The organism is Mitsuaria sp. 7 (assembly GCF_001653795.1).
GTDB lineage: Bacteria > Pseudomonadota > Gammaproteobacteria > Burkholderiales > Burkholderiaceae_C > Roseateles.
This window is the reverse complement of sequence record NZ_CP011514.1, coordinates 1,522,748-1,537,593: the sequence shown is the minus strand read 5'-3', so window position 1 is coordinate 1,537,593 and position 14,846 is coordinate 1,522,748. Positions and strand designations below refer to the sequence as shown.

14 protein-coding genes are annotated in these 14,846 nt (G+C 67.3%); 2 read left to right on the top strand and 12 right to left on the bottom strand.

Features of this window, described 5'->3' with window-relative positions; all coding sequences use genetic code 11:
• Positions 1–13: 13 nt before the first annotated feature.
• The 7 genes from ABE85_RS06820 to ABE85_RS06790 all read right to left on the bottom strand — a co-directional run bounded on the left by ABE85_RS06820 (position 14) and on the right by ABE85_RS06790 (position 7,279).
• The gene (locus ABE85_RS06820) at positions 14–1,147 is read right to left on the bottom strand and encodes a porin (protein ID WP_231993247.1); all 1,134 of its coding nucleotides are present in this window, start codon (positions 1,145–1,147) and stop codon (positions 14–16) included.
• A 137-nt stretch (positions 1,148–1,284) separates the two neighbouring features.
• Entirely contained in the window at positions 1,285–2,235 is a 951-nt protein-coding gene (locus ABE85_RS06815; protein WP_157522002.1) for a tripartite tricarboxylate transporter substrate binding protein, read from the bottom strand.
• Between the two features lie 294 nt (positions 2,236–2,529).
• Entirely contained in the window at positions 2,530–4,002 is a 1,473-nt protein-coding gene (locus ABE85_RS06810; RefSeq protein ID WP_067271718.1) for a sensor histidine kinase, read from the bottom strand.
• Positions 4,003–4,073: 71 nt separating this feature from the next.
• The gene (locus tag ABE85_RS06805; protein WP_067271714.1) at positions 4,074–4,739 is read right to left on the bottom strand and encodes a response regulator; all 666 of its coding nucleotides are present in this window, start codon (positions 4,737–4,739) and stop codon (positions 4,074–4,076) included.
• A gap of 229 nt (positions 4,740–4,968) precedes the next feature.
• Positions 4,969–5,385 carry a hypothetical protein gene (locus ABE85_RS06800; protein WP_067271708.1) on the bottom strand — a complete coding sequence of 139 codons (417 nt, stop codon included), beginning with the start codon at positions 5,383–5,385 and terminating at the stop codon, positions 4,969–4,971.
• A 192-nt stretch (positions 5,386–5,577) separates the two neighbouring features.
• Entirely contained in the window at positions 5,578–6,846 is a 1,269-nt protein-coding gene (locus ABE85_RS06795; protein WP_067271706.1) for a DUF2325 domain-containing protein, read from the bottom strand.
• A 100-nt stretch (positions 6,847–6,946) separates the two neighbouring features.
• Positions 6,947–7,279, bottom strand: a complete 333-nt coding sequence (locus ABE85_RS06790; RefSeq protein WP_067271703.1) for a hypothetical protein — start codon at positions 7,277–7,279, stop codon at positions 6,947–6,949.
• Between the two features lie 334 nt (positions 7,280–7,613).
• Between ABE85_RS06790 and ABE85_RS06785 the strand changes: the two genes are divergently transcribed.
• Complete coding sequence (locus ABE85_RS06785) at positions 7,614–8,039, top strand: organic hydroperoxide resistance protein (RefSeq protein WP_067271701.1); 426 nt, start codon at positions 7,614–7,616, stop codon at positions 8,037–8,039.
• Positions 8,040–8,118: 79 nt separating this feature from the next.
• Positions 8,119–9,039 carry an MBL fold metallo-hydrolase gene (locus ABE85_RS06780; protein WP_067271697.1) on the top strand — a complete coding sequence of 307 codons (921 nt, stop codon included), beginning with the start codon at positions 8,119–8,121 and terminating at the stop codon, positions 9,037–9,039.
• Positions 9,040–9,094: 55 nt separating this feature from the next.
• Here the strand turns inward: ABE85_RS06780 and ABE85_RS27405 are convergent, their stop codons facing one another.
• From ABE85_RS27405 to ABE85_RS06760, 5 genes are all read right to left on the bottom strand, one after another.
• Positions 9,095–10,477: a hypothetical protein gene (locus ABE85_RS27405; protein WP_157522000.1), complete on the bottom strand. Its 1,383-nt coding sequence runs from the start codon at positions 10,475–10,477 to the stop codon at positions 9,095–9,097.
• Between the two features lie 297 nt (positions 10,478–10,774).
• The gene (locus ABE85_RS27400) at positions 10,775–10,933 is read right to left on the bottom strand and encodes a hypothetical protein (RefSeq protein ID WP_157521998.1); all 159 of its coding nucleotides are present in this window, start codon (positions 10,931–10,933) and stop codon (positions 10,775–10,777) included.
• A gap of 225 nt (positions 10,934–11,158) precedes the next feature.
• Positions 11,159–13,282 carry a peptidase domain-containing ABC transporter gene (locus tag ABE85_RS06770; RefSeq protein WP_231993246.1) on the bottom strand — a complete coding sequence of 708 codons (2,124 nt, stop codon included), beginning with the start codon at positions 13,280–13,282 and terminating at the stop codon, positions 11,159–11,161.
• Positions 13,283–13,296: 14 nt separating this feature from the next.
• Positions 13,297–14,541, bottom strand: coding sequence for an HlyD family efflux transporter periplasmic adaptor subunit (locus tag ABE85_RS06765; protein WP_157521996.1), 1,245 nt, complete (start codon positions 14,539–14,541; stop codon positions 13,297–13,299).
• Positions 14,542–14,593: 52 nt separating this feature from the next.
• Entirely contained in the window at positions 14,594–14,785 is a 192-nt protein-coding gene (locus ABE85_RS06760; RefSeq protein WP_067271684.1) for a hypothetical protein, read from the bottom strand.
• Positions 14,786–14,846: the final 61 nt, after the last annotated feature.

Here is a 14,846-nt window from a genome sequence, read left to right as displayed (position 1 = left end):
CGGACCCGGCCGGTCAGAACCGGTGCTGAATGCCCACGCCGACGCTGGACTGAGAGTCCGCGAAGCCGTTGTCGTCGCGCGAGACGCTGACCAGGCCGCCGCTGCCGGACTTCGCCGTCGAGGTGACCGCGTAGAGGCTGGTGCGCTTGGACAGCTCGTACTTGGCGCGCAAGGCGTAGAGCTTGGGATCGTCGGTACCGCTGGCGCCGCTGGAGATGTTCTGGAAGTACACGGCCGGCGTGATGCTCAGCGCGGGCGTCGCCTGCCAGGTCGCGCCCAGCCAGGTCATCGTGCTCTTCGCGTCCGCGCCGCCGACGGCCAACTCCTTCTTGTAGACGCGCTGCGCCAGGAACAGCTTGACCGGCTTCCAGTCGTAGGAGGCGGCCCAGTGCAGCGCCTTCTCCTTGTCGTAGCGGCCGTTGGCGGCGATGGTCGCGCCGTTGCGCTGGTCCACGACCAGCGTCGCCGAGAACGGTCCCGCCGTGTACGCGCCCGCCAGTGCGAAGAAGCGGCCCGCCGAGTCGGAGCCCGTCACCTCGCCCAGCGCGTAGGTCGCGCCGACCTTCACCGGGCCGAAGGTTCCCTGGTACTTGATCAGGTTGGACATGCCCGTGATCATCCCGTCCTTGCGCGGCAGCGTCGCGATCTGGCCGCCGGAGGTGGCCCACGAATAGAACGGCGCGTAGCCCATCGGGTCGAAGGGCAGCAGGAAGTCGTAGGTGGTCGTGTACGAGCGTCCGGCGACGACGCGGCCGAAGTCGCCCTCCAGCCCGACGTTGGCCTGGCGGCCCCAGTACGACGAGCCGGCCATGCCGGTGTCGAAGGCGACCTCGGCCTCGAGCTGGAACACGGCCTTCAGGCCGCCGCCGAGGTCCTCGGCGCCGCGCAGGCCCCAGCGCGAAGTGTTCATGCCGCCCGAAGTCACGCCGAACCGGTGGTCGCCGGCGGCGTTCATGTGGTCGCGGTATTCCAGCAGGACGTCGGCGATGCCATAGACGGTGACGCTGCTCTGCGCGAAGGCGGACGGCGCGGCGCACAGGGCCAGCAGGCCGGCGGCGCACAGGGTGTTCAGTCGGGTCGTGGTCTGTCGGGTCGTGGTCTGTCGGATCGTGGTCTGTCGGATCGCGGTGTGGCGGGAGGGTGTCAAGGGAGTCTCCTTGTTGTGGTTGAAAAATCCGGGCGCAGGGGCTCCCGCGGTCCTCCTGGTCGAGGACCGCGGTTCGGTGAGTCGGATGAGCGGGAAGCGGGAACGGAAGCGGACGCGGGACCGGTTCGTCGGCGCGCTCAGCGTCTGAGGCCGAAGCGCGTGGCGAGTTCGACGTACTCGCGGTTCTGACGGTCGATGACCGCGCGCAGCGCCGCACCGGTGAGTGCGAGCGGGAACAGGCCGTGTCGCGCGCGGACCTCGCCGAAGGCCGGCGCGGCCATCAGGCGCTCGAAGGTGGCGGTCCACGCGGCGACGTCGCCGTCGGACACCTTCGGTCCGACATAGAAACCGCGGATCGCGGGCCACACGATGTCGACGCCCTGCTCGCGCGCCGTCGGCACGCCGGACAGCGGTCCGGGCAGTCGCTGGTCGGAGAGCACCGCCAGCGCACGGAACGGGCTGTTCGGGCCGAGCTTGTCGAAGACCTCCGAGGCGTCGCCCATGTAGACCTGGACGTGGCCGCCCTTGAGCGCGGCGATGGCCTCGCCGCCGCCTTCGAAGGCGACGAAACGCATCGCCTTGTGGTCCACGCCGCCGGCCCCGGCGACCAGCGCCGACTTGACCCAGTCCTGGCTGCCGATGGTGCCGCCGGCGGCGAAGCTGATCCGGTTGGGATCCGCCTTGAGCGCGACCAGCAGTTCGGGCAGCGTCTTCCACGGCGCCTGCCGGCCGACCAGGACCACGCCGTAGTCGACGCCGACGGCGGCGACCCAGCGCACGTCGTCGACGCTGCGCTTGCCGAAGCGGCCGTGCGAGAGGTTCAGCAGCGAGCCGCTGGAGAAGGCCACCAGCGTGCGCGGCTCGGCGGGGCGGCGCGTGACGATCTGGTCGAAGGCGATCGCGCCGACGCCGCCCGGCATGTAGCTGATGCGCATCGGCGTCGTCGTCAGGCCCGCCTGCTGGAACGCAGCCTGCGCGAGCTTGCAGCTCTGGTCGAAGCCGCCGCCGGGCTTGGCCGGGGCGATGCATTCGGGCGCGGCGTCGCCGCCGGGCAACGAGGCCGTCGCGGGCGCAATCACTGGTGGCATCGCGGGTGTCGAGGCATTGCGGCCCGGCTGCGCCCACGCACCGGGGAGCACGCCCAGCCAGACGGTCGCGATGAGGGCCGCCGCGCAAGGCCGGGTGGCCCGGATCCGCGCCGCCCCTGTCCGGACAGCCGAACGCCAACCCGCCCGAAAGGTCGAGATCGATTCCATGTCTTGTCTCCTCGCGGTGATCTGTGTCGCCGCCGGCCGCCGCCGATCGCGCCCCGTGGCGCTTCGTCGGCAGGCCCGCGCGGTCGCCCGCCACCTGCTTGCCGCGACTCTAGGAAAGCGGCGCTTTCAGCCGGCTTTCAGCGGGGAAGGAATTTCCGTCGGGACCCGCAGCGGCAGCCGCAGCGTGACGGTGGTACCACGCTCCAGCCCGTCGGCGTCGAGGCGCGCCGCGGCGACCTCCATCTCGCCGAAGTGACGGCGGACGATCGCCCGCACGATCGCCAGGCCCAGGCCCGAGCCCGGCAGGTCGACATTGCTGCCGCGGAAGAAGCGCTCGCCCGCGCGGGGCCGCTCATCGGCGGGAATGCCGGGGCCGTCGTCGACGACGCGGATCACGGCGGTGTCGCCGTGGCTGCGATCCACCCCGACCTGCAGCGTCACCACGCCGCCGCGCGGCGTGTAGCGCAGCGCGTTGTGCAGCAGGTTCAGCAGCGCCTCGCGCAACTGGCCTTCGTGGCCCAGCACGATGATGTCGCCGCCCGCGTGATCGAAGCCGAGGTCGATGCCCTGCTCCCGCGCGAGCGGCCAGGACTCCCGCGCGCATCGATCGGCCAGGCGGTCCAGCGCCAGCGGCGTCATCGCCACGGGCGCGGTATCGGCGCGCGCCAGCGCCAGCATCTGGTTGGTGCGCCGCACGGTGTCGTCGATCTGGCCCTTGAGCGCGGTCAGCGCCTCGGTGAGCAGTGCCGGGTCGCGCTCCCGGCGTGCGTAGCCCACCATCGTCGCCAAGGTCGCCAGCGGCGTGCGCAGTTGGTGCGAGGCGTCGTCGACGAAACGCCGGCGGCCGTCGATCAGCTCGCGCTGCCGGGCGAGGTGGTGGTTGATCGCGCGCACCAGCGGCGCGGCGTCGGCGGGCACCTCCGTCTCGTCGACGGGCGACAAGTCGTCGTCGGCGCGCGCCTCGACTTCGCGCCGCAGCCGGTCCAGCGGACGCAGCGCCCAGCCGATCACCAGCGCCAGCGTGCCCGCGACGATGGACACGGTCAGCAGGTCGCGCCACATCGCCTGCATCAGCAGCGCACGCGAGAACGCATTGCGCGAATTGGTGCTCTCGGCCACCTGGATGACCAGACGCCGCCCGGGGCGTTCGGGATCGAGCTCGCGGGCCCAGGCGCCCACGCGGACCGGGGCGCCGAAGTACTCGGCATCGATGAAGCGCGGCACGCCGGTCTTCAGCGGCTGTCCCGGCAGCGGCAGGCCGGCGTTGCCGATCTCGACGAGACCGTCCTCGGTGCTGACGCGGAAGAAGACCTGGCCGCTGGCGGTGAGCTCGAAGAACTCCAGCAGCCGATATGGCATCTCGACGGACAGGCCGCCGGTCTCGGTCGACACGTTGCTGTCGATGGCCTTGATGGCGCCCAGCAGCGAGCGGTCATAGGCGGAATTCGCAGCCTGCAGCGCGGTGCCCCAGGTCAGCGCCAGCTCGATGCCGACGGCGGCCAGCATCACCGGCAACACCAGCGCAAGAAGCGTGCGGCGGACGCTGAAACGATGCCAGCGGGTCGGCAAGGAGGGCCAGCGAAGGCCGAGGCCATGCATGGCGGGAGTTCGCGAGGCCCCCGGGGCACCCGACGCGTCGGTCGCCGCGGACGCCCCTGGGGCCGCGATGCTCATGCCGCTTCCAGCACGTAGCCCAGGCCGCGCAGCGTGGTGATGCGGACCTTGCCGGACTCGATGCGGCGGCGCAGCCGGTGGACGAGGACCTCGACGGCTTCGGGCCGGACGTCCTGCTCGTCGGAGAACAGACGCTCGAGGATCTCCTGCTTGGACAGGGGCTCGCCGCTGTGCTGGATCAGCGTGCGCAGGACCGCGTGCTCGCGCGGCGAGAGCGCCAGCGGTTCGCGGTCCAGCGTGAAGAGCTTGGACGCCGCGTCGTAGACCAGCGGGCCGCAGGCGAAGCGGGGCTGGTCGCGGCCGCGGGAGCGGCGGATGAGCGCGACCAGCCGGGCTTCGAGTTCCTGCAGCTCGAAGGGTTTGGCGAGGAAGTCGTCGGCGCCCTCGTGCAGCGTGCTGACGCGTTCCATCAGCGAGTCGCGTGCGGTGAGCACCAGCACGGGCACCCGCGAATCGGCATCGCGCAGCCGGGCCAGCACCTCGTGGCCGCCCAGGCCGGGCAGCCCGAGGTCCAGGATCATCGCGTCGTAGCGGGTGGCGGCGAGCTGGTTCATCACCAGCCGGCCATCGTCGATCCAGTCGACCACGAAGTCGTTCTGGCCAAGCGCCTTCACCAGCCAGTCGGCCAGGGGCTTTTCGTCTTCGACGAGGAGGATCCGCATGGCGCGCGATGCTAGCGCGACGGTTTGCGGTGTCGGCTAGTGTCTTTCCACATGGATCCTCTGCGGAACTCACACTTCAGTTGCCGTCGAAGTGGCCCTCGTCTTGTTACGACGCCGGATGGCTTTTTCCTCCTCGGTATCTAGGTATCCCAGTCGACCGGCGATATAGAAGATCGTGCCAAAGAAAATCAAGTAGAAAACAAAAGCCGCAAAGACACCGATCAGGAGCTCAGACAACATTGAATCCCCTTCCAAGAAGGTAGTAATGAAAATATATATTGGAGCCAACAAATGCCCACATACTCATCGCTATTGCCACCCTGACGCCGAGTGATGGGCGGTGCTCCGGCGGCACCAGGAAGGTCGGCTCAATCCAGCGGACGATGAGCAGCCAATTCAGGAAGGAGAGGAAAATCAGCGCCGGCGTGATGGCTGGGAGAAGCTGCCGGATGGCCGCGTTCGGCACGTAGCAAGCCAGATCCTGGATGCCGATGGCGATCGCTCCGTCGAATGCGAGAAGCATCAAGGCCCAGTCCGCTGGAGAACTATTCAGGGCCGGCTGACCTCGCAGCGTCACATTCAATGCCCACGTCGCTGCGGCGGGAATGGTGCCCGCCAGCCAATATGTCAATGCCTCCGACGTCATTTCATCTCCAAGTACTGCAGATGAAGACGATCCTAGAACTGCCCGGAGGACTCACAAATGAGCCCACCCCGCGTTTTGCGAGGTTCTTGCCATCAAAATGATGCAAACAAGTAGTCCGGCGGCGCCGCAGGACAGATTGGGGCTAGCGAACCGCGCCGAACGAGCCGCGGATCGATGGGTAAATACCCCTGTTCAGCCGTGGCGCAGACAGAAGCGCGGGGCGCCCTGCCCTGGCGCCGCGCCGTCTCCCGACGGCACGAGTTCCCGCCGCACCGCGGCGGCGAAACTCGCCAGGCTGGCGCTGCGCAGCGCCAGGAACGGCACCCGATGGCGCTCGCTGAGGCGCTTGAGGTTGAGCGCCGAGTCGTGATCGATGCAGTCGACCGGGAACACCACCAGGTCCGCCCGCGGCAGCAGCGCCGCCAGCAGGCCCTTGCGGGTTTCGAGGCCGCCGTCGTGGTGCAGGAACTCACCGTCCCGACCTTCGACGAAATCGCGGATCGCTGGCGTGGAGCTCGGCCGTCCGCCGACATAGAGGATGCGTCGCCCCGTCAGCAGGGCCGATCCGTCACTGCCCGCGTCAGGCGTTCCGGCGCTGAGGCGCTGAAGCTCGGCTTCGGCAGCGGTCAACTCCTCGGCCTGCGCACGGGCATGCGCCTGGGTGCGCTCCAGTTGTTCCCTCAAACTTTCCAGCTGTCGCGCGGCGTCCTCGGCCACGCGTTCCGCGCGCTCGCGACGTTCCGTCTGCAAGGCGACCTGCGCAGGAAGGTCCCCCGCTGACGCCGTCGAGTCCGGGACCGTCGCTCGAACTTCCGCCAACTGGCGTTCGAAGTCGATCGCCTGCTGGCGCAACTGTTCGGCCATGCGGTCGCGTTCCTGCAGCGCGTCGTGCCGACGCGCCTGCTCGCGCTCCAGTCTGTCTTCCAGCTCCGCGTGCCCCTTCTCGAGCGTGACGAAGCGCTGCAGATCATGCCGGTTCGCCGACGCCATCAGGTGCGAGAGCATGTGCACCTCGCCGAACACGGCCTGTCTCAAGGCCACCGTCACCGCCTTGTGCGTCAACACCGCCCAGTAGGCGCCTTGGATGTCGCCGCGCCGCCAGGCCTCGCGCCAGGCCGCGTCGAGCGCAGCCTCATCCGCTGCTGCAGCCAGGGTCCGGACAGCGCCGGCATGGCGCTGGTCAAGGGCCTTGTGCAGTGCCTTCGACACCTCGCCGCCCTGCGGCGCCAGGGACACCGCCGCGTGGTGGATGTCCAGGTCGCTCATCCCCGTCACGTCGACGTGGCGGCTCATCAGGCGGCGCAGCTCGGCCGTGCCCAGGCAATTCCCGATCACCGAGCAATGCAGGTGCGGATCGAGCTGATGCAGTCGCGCCCGGTTCGAGGCATCCGCCGGTGGCTGATCCTCGACGACGGGCGCGCTCCATCCACCGGGATTGAGCTTGAACGGGGGTTTGTGCATGGCGGGCCGGGGCTGACAACGCTTCGCAATATACCGTCGAATACGACGAAGCGCGTTCCGGCGACCGCCACCGCCGCCCCCGGGGGCGGGTCTTGCCTGCTCAGGCCTGCAGGCTGCGGGCTGCGTCGATCGTCGCGATCGCCTCCACCGTGTCGCCGTGGCGGACCAGCCAGCTGACCTTCTCGAGCTGACGCAGATCGCGCGTGTTGTCCGGATCCCGCTGCGCCATCAGCTGGCGACGGGCATCGCGCAACAAGTGCATCGCGTTGTCCTGGTGATCGCAGTAGAGCTCGACCTGCACGGCGCGCAGCTGCTGCTGCACCATCGCGCGGCGCTCCGACCGGCGCGTCAGGTCGTCGGGGTTCGTCGAGGCCTGGGCCGACGCCGCGGCGAACGCGGCGACCATGGCGAGGATCGGGGTGGACTTGCTCATGTGCATCTCCTGAAGCTCGGCAACATCGTGTTGCCTTGGACGTAAGGTGCGCCCATCGAATTAGGGTGTGCTTAAGAATTCCTTCGATCGGGCGCTCCGGGCGCCGTCGCGGCGCTCGGCGCCCAAGGTTTTACGCGGCGGCAACGTCGTCGTCACGGACCGTCACACGCCGCGCCTGGATCGTCACGACGACGCCGCTTTGTATGCCAGTGTGTCCACGGCTCGCCGCGACACGCGCCGCGCCAATTCACCGGCGACCTCACACACCGTCGATACATCGGACCGATGCAATGCGGGTCATGCAGCAGACGATGCTGCGCCACTGGAGTCCCACATGCCCTCGACCACAGATCACGTTCAAGTCCTCTACACCGCCAACACGCACACGACCGGTGGCCGCGACGGCCGCGGCCAGTCCGACGACAGCCGCCTCGACGTCCAGCTGGGCTCACCCGGCACGTCGCGTCCCGGCACGAATCCGGAACAGCTGTTCGCCGTCGGCTGGTCGGCCTGCTTCATCGGCGCCATGGGTCTGGCCGCCCACGCGATCGGCGTCAGGCTGCCCGCCGAGGCCGCCGTCGACGCATCGGTCGACCTCAACAAGGGCGCCGACGGCTATTTCCTGAGCGCCAAGCTCCGCGTCAGCCTGCCAGGACTGCCGCGCGACACCGCCTACGAGCTGATCAAGCGCGCGCACGACACCTGCCCGTATTCGAAGATGACCCGCGGCAACATCAACGTCGGCCTCGAACTGGTCTGAGGCCGGCCGCTCCCTGGGGTTGAGCGCGGCGCTCGGTATAGTGACTTTTACCGTCACCCCGCCGCGCGCGCCCCAGGCCATGAGCCCCGTTCCTTCCGCCTTCACGATCCACGCCTTCCACGACGACCGGACCGGCACCGTCAGCTACGTGCTGGCGGACCCCGCGACCCGCCAGGCCGCGGTCGTCGATCCGGTGCTCGACTTCGACCTGAAGTCCGGCCGCACGTCCACGATCCAGGCCGCCCGCGTGCTGGCGCACCTGGCGCAGGCCGGACTCACGGTGCAATGGATCCTCGAGACCCACGCCCATGCGGACCACCTGTCGGCGGCGCGCTATCTGCAGGCGCATGTCGGCGGTCGCATCGCCATCGGCGAGCACATCCGCGAGGTGCAGGCGGTGTTCCGCAAGCTCTACAACCTGGAGCGTGATTTCCTGCCCGACGGCCGCCAGTTCGATCACCTGTTCCGTGACGGCGAGACCTTCATGATCGGCGGCGTCGAGGCGCAGGCGCTGCTCGTGCCGGGACATACGCCGGCTTGCATGGCCTACCGGATCGAGGGCCACGCCGAGGACGGACGCGAGGACGGAAGCGGCGATGCGGTCTTCGTCGGCGACACCATGTTCATGCCCGACGTCGGCACTGCGCGCGCCGACTTCCCCGGCGGCGACGCGGCGACGCTCTACCGCTCGATCCGCCGCCTGCTGGCGCTGCCGGCGGCAACGCGTCTCTTCGTCTGCCACGACTATCCGCCCGGAGGCCGCGCCCCCGCCTGGGAGACAACGGTCGCCGAGCAGCGCGCCGGCAACATCCACGTCCACGACGGTGTGAGCGAAGCCGAATTCGTTGCGCTGCGCAACGGTCGCGATGCGCAGCTAGAAGTGCCGGCGCTGATCCTGCCCTCGATCCAGATCAACATCCGCGCCGGCCAGTTGCCGCCCGCGGAGGACAACGGGGTCAGCTATTTGAAGATTCCACTGAACACGCTGAGCAGGCAATGAGCGCCGTGGCGAAGGAATATTGATGCAGGGGTACCAACGGCGACGTCTTACCGCCTCAGTCCTTCAATTCCACTGACGGCAGCGCCTTGAGGATCTTGAAGACCTGGACCGATGCTTCGACATCGGTATCAGGCTTGAGTCTGAGCTCCAATCCCGCCCACCAATCGTTCAATTTCATTTCACGTTTGGTCGCCACATTGTTTGCCCATACGATCACGTCGTTATTCTTAGAGATCAATTCTTCATTCACCGCTTTCGGATCTATTTCATTCACCGCCCTCGGATCTACCTTCTTTCGCTCGAGGGAAATCAGACTTAAATGCTTCAACAGATCCGACTTGATGGAAGAGAATTGTGCCGGTCCGGCAAAGGACGTTTCTAACGTCGAAAGTATCGTTTCAATTCCGTCCGGGACTTCTTTGCTACTGTCAATCACGATGACCGCATGCTCATGACCAAGCATATAGAAATATGGCATCGTGAAATTTGGACTATCGGTCGACAAATACCCCGAAACTTCTTCGCCGATCTCGTCCGAATTGCACCATTGACGGCTTCTTGGCCACGCGCCAGAGTTTTTTCGCTCGCTGCAGACAATGATTTTTTGCGCCACATCCGCTAGTTTTTGGTCGTTTTTAAGTGCGCGAATATCGAAACATTCCTCCCCGTCGGCACTCCTACACATCATGCGGCCATCAAGATTCTTCGCCATATTAAACGGCAAGCCGAGCAACGCGTAGTCTTTCCAGTCGGCAAAGGTCTGGGCGAAGGCCATGGTGCACCAGTGTTTCGGGTCGGCGTAGTCGGACTTCCTGTTGCAGACTCTCGGCTTAACGTCGGTCGCTCCTTTCGTCCGCTCCCCAGGTTTACAAGTCTCGCCGTCCTCGCTATAGCAGCTGAAATATCCTAGCCAATCGAGACGATAGTACTGATCACGGACCTTCATCCAGCGAGTTTTAGGAACCCGCGGGTACCCGCTGTAATTTCCTGGCCTGTGCCACAATACGTGTGAATCAGCGATTTTCACCCAAGTGCCACTGGCGGCGGTCATCCTGTCAATCTTGCTGGCCACCGGGTGCATCTTTTTATTGCACCAGTGGTCGAGAGTGTCATATCCGTTAAAGCCAAGATGTTCATCGACGATCGTCCTGCAATTCACCGGCTGCCACGTTGCCACATTGCCATCAGGCAGCCCGGGTTGGCAGTTTTTCCCATCCGTGCTGTAACACTCGAAGTCGCCATTTTGATCAAAACGATAATGTTGGAGCGCTTCAATACCTTTGCCCCAATTCCCACTCAGAATCTGAGGTTCCGGCACCCATTCCGTGACGACGTTGACACTGGGAGTTGCCGCCTGCGCGACACCCAGCCCAGCGGTGCAAGCGAAAACGAGTTGAAAAATTCTGGCACGCAGATTTGAAAGAGATTCTGGCTTCATCGAAAGCTCAAGAGTTCACAAGGAAACCTCTCAGTGTTGTCATTTGATTGAGCATCCGACAACCCAAGGCTTGAAATTTCACTTGACTCCTCAGGAAAACCCATCTGCCGCCCTGTGTCCCGCCGCGAAGATTCAATAATTTGCATCCAGCATCGCTGGCCTCCAACCGAAGCGTCGCTCGCCGCCTCGGCGCCGGGCGGCGCCGAGGCCCATCGGGGATTGAAGTGCCGGACTAACACCCATCACCGATGACGCAACTCCGGTATGCGGCGCAAGCTGTCACCGCGTCGCAGGTCTTCAGGTCGCCGGCTTGTTCATCACGTTTCGCAATTGCTCGGCCAGCACCAGCATCCGGTCAATGTCGGCTGGGCTGGAAAACGACCGGACACGGCGCTGGGACGGCTGCTGCCTGCCACCAGCGACAACGAGCGTTTCCTTGCTGTTCAGAACTCGCATACAAAACTCCTTAGATCAAGATGAACACGACCTCCGCCGGGATGGCGAAAGAGAGGCCGGGTCGGCATCAGCCAACCCGTCACCTGAGTGAATGCCCCTTGTCGCGCGCGTCTTCGACAACTTCGAAGTCCTTTCTCCGCCCGAGCGAAGCGGCGTCGCGGATCGATCTGCCGTTCGAGAATTATTGGGGGGGCACTCAAGACTCGTGCACCGCAGCCGCCGAGTTCAGCGTCGCTCGTCAGACGCAACGCGCCCCCGGTCGATCACGATCACCCGGTCCGCCATGGCGATCGTCTCCGGCCGGTGCGCCACGACGACGCGCGTCGCGCCCAGCGCCTCGACGGCCGCGTTGACGCGGCGCTCCGCGTTCACGTCGAGGTGGCTGGTGGCCTCGTCGAGCACCAGGAGGCGCGGCTGCTTGTAGAGCGCGCGCGCCAGCAGCAGCCGCTGGCGTTGGCCGCCTGAGAGCCCCGTGCCGATGTCGCCGACCCGCGTCCGGTAACCCATCGGCAGCGCCACGATCTCGTCGTGCAGCGCGGCCCGGCCGGCGCAGTCGATCACGCGCGCAGGATCGTGCACGGGATCGAAGAAACTGATGTTCTCCTCGATGCTGCCGGCGAAGAGCAGGTCATCCTGCATCACGGTGCCGACGATGCGGCGGTAGGCGCCCAGTCCCAGTCGTCGCACCGGACGGCCGCCGACCAGGATCTCTCCCCGCGTGGGCGTCAACAGACCGAGCAGCAGCTTCACCAGCGTCGTCTTCCCGCTGCCGGAGGCGCCGGTCACCGCGACGCACTCGCCGGCCTCGATGCGAAGGTCGATGCCGGACAGCACTTCCTCCTCGCCATCGCCGTAACGGAAGGCGACGTCGCGGAGTTCGATCGAGGCAGGCAGGACGCCCAGGTCCACCGCGTCCTGCGTCCCCGTCTCCTCGACGGGCGTCGTCAGGATGTCCGCCAGCCGCTCGCCGTGCAGGCGCAACATCCTGAATTCGAAGAGCCGGTCGACCAGCGCCGCCACGCGGTCGCTGAACTGGTCCTGATAGGCGAGGAAAGCCAGCAGCATGCCCACGGTCATCCGCATGTCCAGCACGGCCAGCGCGGCCAGCCAGACCACCGCGACGCGTTCGAGACCGAAGATCAGGCCGCGGGCCGTCTCGTAGCCCACCGACCAGCGGGCCAGGCGCAGCCGGCCGTTGAATTCGTCGGCGAGCAGTCCGAGCCAGCCGGCCCGGCGCTGCTCGCCGCGGTCGAACAGCCGCACGGCCTGGACACCGCGCACCGATTCGATGAAATGCGTCTGCTGGAGGGCGGCGCGGCGTATCGTCTCGGCCGTCGCACCGCGCAGGCCGTGGAACACAGCCCAGCGCAGCAGCGCATACAGCAACACGGCCCCCACGGCCACGGCCGTCAGCGCCGTGCTGTACAGGACCATCACGACCAGGGTCACCGCCACCAGGAGACCGTCGATCACGCTGCCGACGAACTGCGTCGTGACCGTGTTCTGGATCGTCTCGATCGATCCGAAGCGCGAGACGATATCGCCCAGATGGCGCTTCTCGAACCAGTCCAGCGGCAGTCGCATCAGGTGGCCGAACGCGCGGCCCTGCCATTGGAACGCGAGGCTGGTGGACAGCACCGTCGTCATCCAGGAGCGGACGGCCCCCAGCGCGACACGCATCGCCGCGAGCGACAGGAAGCCGATGCCCAGCACGAGGATGAGATCGCGGTCGCCGGTCGCGAGCGCATGGTCGGTCAGCCATTGGAGGTGGAACGGCGCGATCAGTCCCAGCGTCTGCATCGCGACGCCGAGCACCAGGACCTGCGCGAGCGAGCGCTTGAGGCCGGTGACGCGACCGAGCAAGGCGCGCCATCGCCACGCCCGCACGTCGCCGCCGGGGGCCACGGCCTCGTCATCGAAGCCCTCGTCCGGCGTGAGTTCGAGCGCGATGCCGGTGAAGCCGCGCGACACCTCCGCCATCGGCAGGCGCCGACGCCCGACGGCAGGATCGAGCAGCGTCACGCCGCCGCGATCGACGCGTTCCAGCACCACGAAGTGGTCAATGCCCCAGTGCAGGATGCAGGGCAGACTCAAGCCGGGGAGTTCCTCGAGCGAGAGCTGCAGCGGCCTGCCGCTCAGCCGCAACGCGCCCGCCATGTCGATCAGGCCCGCCAGCGTGGCGCCATGCACGGACAGGGAGAAACGCCGCCGCATCGCCGGCATGTCGAGCGGCCGCCCCCAGTAGCCGGCGATCATCGCCACGCACGCCGCGCCGCACTCGGCGGCCTCGTCCTGCAGCAGTTCGGGCGTTCGTCGTCGAGGCCGGAACGCGAGCGTCGGCGTTCGCACAGGGGGACAGTGCTTCATCGCTCCAGCGGGGACTGCGCGGGAGAGAGCCGCTTGATCGGGTCGAGGATCCATTCGTACAGCCGGCGGCGCTCCAACGGCACGATCGCCTCCAGCCTCATGCCGGGGCGCAGGGGATGCTCGATGCCGCGCGCCAACAGCGAGGGTCGGCTCAAGCGCACGCGGACGCGGTAGGTGGACTCCGGTCCGGAAGTCACCAGGTCCACCGAGCGCACCTGCCCCGTGAGCGCACCGAACGTCTGATGAGGGAATGCCTCCAGCTGGAGCCTGACGGCCATGCCTTCGGCCATGAAGGCCGCGGCGCGAGACGGGGCCTGCAATTCGGCCTCGAGCGCGCTGCCCTCGGGCCACAGCTGGGCGAGCGTCTCCCTGGCGGCGACGGGCTGACCGGGCCCGACCTGCAAGGCCGACACGCGCCCTTGGGCCGGCGCGCGGACCAGCGTCTCGCGGCGGGTTTGATGCTCGACAACTTCCTGGTCGAGCACGGCCAGCGCGCGGGCATGGCCTTCCTCGTCGCGGTCCCTCTGAAGCCTGGCCGCGCTCAGTTCGCGCGTCGCCGCTTCCTCGTCACGATGGGACGATGCCAACGCGCCTTCCAGCTGGGACTGGCGCTGACGCGCATCGATCGCCGCGATCTCACGGTCTTGCGTGGCGGCCACCGTGCCCATGCCGGCGCGCTGCAGCTGCTGTTGTCGCGCCAATGCCGCGTCGCAGAGCGCCACGCGACGGGCTTGCAACGCCAATTCGCTTTCCAGGCGGCGCTGCTCGTCCCCCAAGGCGTCGACCCGGCGACTGGCGGCGGCCAGGCGCTGTTCGTCCTGCATGCGGCGATGGCGCGCGTCCGCAAGGACGCTGTGGCGACGCTGCGCCATGAGGCGCGCGACCGTGGCGTCCACGTTCTCCCGCTGCGGATCGTCGCGGCCGGCGCGCAGGAGGAAGAGCACCTCGCCGGCCTTGACGGCCTGCCCCTCTGACACGTGGCGCTCCGCCACGAACGCGTCGCGGTCGGCCACGACGCGGAGCACGCCCGACTCCGGCGTGAGGACGCCGGGCAGACGCGCCGTCGCGTTCGTCGAAAAGCACATGAAAAACGCCAGCGAGCCGACCACGATGAGCGCGGCCATGGCCGTCAACATCTTGAAGCTCACCGGCCGCGCCAGCAGGATGGCACCTGCCGACGCGGCGCCGCGCGTCAAGGCCTCTTCACGGAACAGCGGGAGGCCTGGATCAGTGACCGTCACCGGGCCTGCTCGGTCGACACGCGCGACACATTCCCCGGCTCATCCAGAGGGTTCAAACGCCGACGGAGAGCAGGCGCGTCGTGCTGGCCGCCCGACGAGCGACGTTCGTGTCCGTCGTAGCGGACGCCTCTTCGGCCACGTTGTACACCATGACCGGCGGGCAGAACACGCCGAGCGCCCACTGCCACCACGGCACGCTGCCACCGCTGACCTGGACCACTTCCGTCTCGTTCAAGACTCTCATTGCCAACTCCTTTGGAAAAGAGAAGGAGCGCCGATGGCCTTGGCTATCCGGCGGCCCCGGG